This is a genomic window from Kocuria sp. CPCC 205231 (assembly GCF_040980965.1).
Lineage (GTDB): Bacteria > Actinomycetota > Actinomycetes > Actinomycetales > Micrococcaceae > Kocuria > Kocuria rosea.
The window spans coordinates 1-2,052 of sequence record NZ_JAVKPP010000049.1 but is presented as its reverse complement, the minus strand read 5'-3'; the positions used below and the strand labels follow the sequence as shown (position 1 = coordinate 2,052).

At 71.4% G+C, this 2,052-nt stretch carries 2 protein-coding genes; both read right to left on the bottom strand.

Annotated features, from left to right (window positions below; genetic code table 11):
- A partial coding sequence (locus RF640_RS18775) for a lactate utilization protein B (RefSeq protein WP_368828653.1) occupies positions 1 to 1,193 on the bottom strand: 1,193 nt, incomplete at its 3' end.
- Positions 1,190 to 2,041, bottom strand: a complete 852-nt coding sequence (locus RF640_RS18770; protein ID WP_126346972.1) for a (Fe-S)-binding protein — start codon at positions 2,039 to 2,041, stop codon at positions 1,190 to 1,192. The genes RF640_RS18775 and RF640_RS18770, both read right to left, overlap by 4 nt.
- Positions 2,042 to 2,052 lie beyond the last annotated feature (11 nt).

Genomic DNA, 2,052 nt, shown 5'->3' with positions numbered 1-2,052 from the left:
GGGATGTTGATCTTCACCGGGCACACGTCGTAGCAGGCCCCGCACAGCGAGGAGGCGTAGGGCAGGGAGGCGTTCTGCTCGGAGGTGATGCCGGTCAGCTGCGGGGAGAGGATCGCCCCGATGGGCCCCGGGTAGGTGGAGCCGTAGGCGTGACCGCCGGCCTGCTCGTAGACCGGGCAGACGTTCAGGCACGCCGAGCAGCGGATGCAGTGCAGCGCCGAGCGCCCGGCGGGGTCGTCGAGCACCGCGGTGCGGCCGTTGTCCAGGAGCACCACGTGCACGTTCTGCGGGCCGTCCCCCGGTGTCACACCGGTCCACATCGAGGTGTAGGGGTTCATCCGCTCCCCGGTGGAGGAGCGCGGGAGCAGCTGCAGGAACACCTCGAGGTCCTGGAAGGTGGGCACGATCTTCTCGATGCCCATCACGGTGATCAGGGTCTCGGGCAGGGTCAGGCACATGCGGCCGTTGCCCTCGGACTCCACCACGGTCAGCGTCCCGGTCTCGGCCACGCCGAAGTTCGCCCCGGAGACCGCCACGGAGGTGGAGAGGAACTTCTCCCGCAGGTGGGTGCGGGCGGCCTCGGCGAGGTCCCGGGGCTCGGACGTGAGCGTCTCGTCGGTCTCGGCCATCTCGGCCAGGAAGATGTCGCGGATCTCGTGCCGGTTCTTGTGGATCGCCGGGACCAGGATGTGGGACGGCTTGTCGTGGCCCAATTGGACGATCAGCTCGGCCAGGTCCGTCTCCGTGGCGGTGATCCCGTGCTCCTCGAGGTGGGCCTCGAGGCCGATCTCCTGGGTCGCCATGGACTTGATCTTGATGACGTCGGTGGACCCGGTGGCCTGCACGAGCTCGGTGACGATCCGGTTGGCCTCCTCGGCGTCGCGCGCCCAGTGCACGGTGCCGCCGCGGGCCGTGAGGTTGCGCTCGAACTCCTCGAGCAGGTGCGGCAGGTTCGCCATGACCTGCTCCTTGATCGCGGAGCCGGCGGAGCGCAGCTCCTCCCAGTCGGGCAGCTCGCCCGCCACCGCGGCGCGCTTGCCGCGGATGGTGTGGGTGGCGTGGCGGATGTTGGCGCGCATCTGCGTGTTGCCCATCTCGGCCTTCGCCGCGGCGGGGAACGCGGTCTGCGCGTGCAGGTTCCCCTGGCCGTGGACGGGGCGGACGGCGGGCATGCCCAGGGCCGTGCGGCTCATCGAGCTCCTCCGGTCGTGCGGGGGGCCGAGGACGACGCCGTGCGGCGCGCCCCCGGCCCCGGGATGGACAGCTCGACCGGCCCGGAGACCTCGAGCGGGTTCTCGCGGGTGGACGCGAGGATCTCGGCGAAGTGGACGGTGCCCGCACCCGTTCCCCGGCGGGCCATGGCCCCGCCCAGGTGCATCAGGCAGGAGGCGTCCCCCCCGGTGCACAGCTCGGCGCCGGTCGAGACGATGTTGTCGATCTTCTCCTCGGCCATCGCGGCGGAGACGTCCGGGTTCTTGAACGAGAAGGTCCCGCCGAAGCCGCAGCACTCCTCGGCGTCGGGCAGCTCGACGAAGTCGATGTCCCCGACCGAGGCGACCAGGTCCTTCTGCCGGTCCCCCAGGCGCAGCAGCCGCATCCCGTGGCAGGACGGGTGGTAGGTCACCCGGTGGGGGAACCAGGAGCCGAGCTGCGCGGCCGCGTCGTGGACGCCGAGCACGTCGGTCAGCAGCTGCGAGAGCTCGTAGGTGGTGGCGGCCACGGCCGCGGCCTCCTGGGCGAGGGCCTCGTCCCCGCCGGCGCGGGCGATCATCGGCTGCTGGTGGCCCAGGGAGGCGACACAGGAGCCCGAGGGCGCCACGGCCACGTCGTAGTCCACGGCGGAGAAGGCCTGCACGTGGTTGCGGACCACGGGCAGGGCGTCGTCGAAGTAGCCGCTGTTGACGTGCATCTGGGAGCAGCAGCCCTGGCCGGGCGGGAACACCACCTCGTGGCCGAGCCGCTCGAGCACCCGCACGGTGGCCAGCGCGACCCGCGGATACATCGCGTCCACGATGCACGTGGCGAACAGGGCGATTCTCATGCGACCTCCGG

Coding starts and splice junctions, on each gene's coding strand:
- RF640_RS18770 (WP_126346972.1), bottom strand. CDS start 2,041: ATGAGAATCGCCCTGTTCGCCACGTGCATCGTGGACGCGATGTATCCG.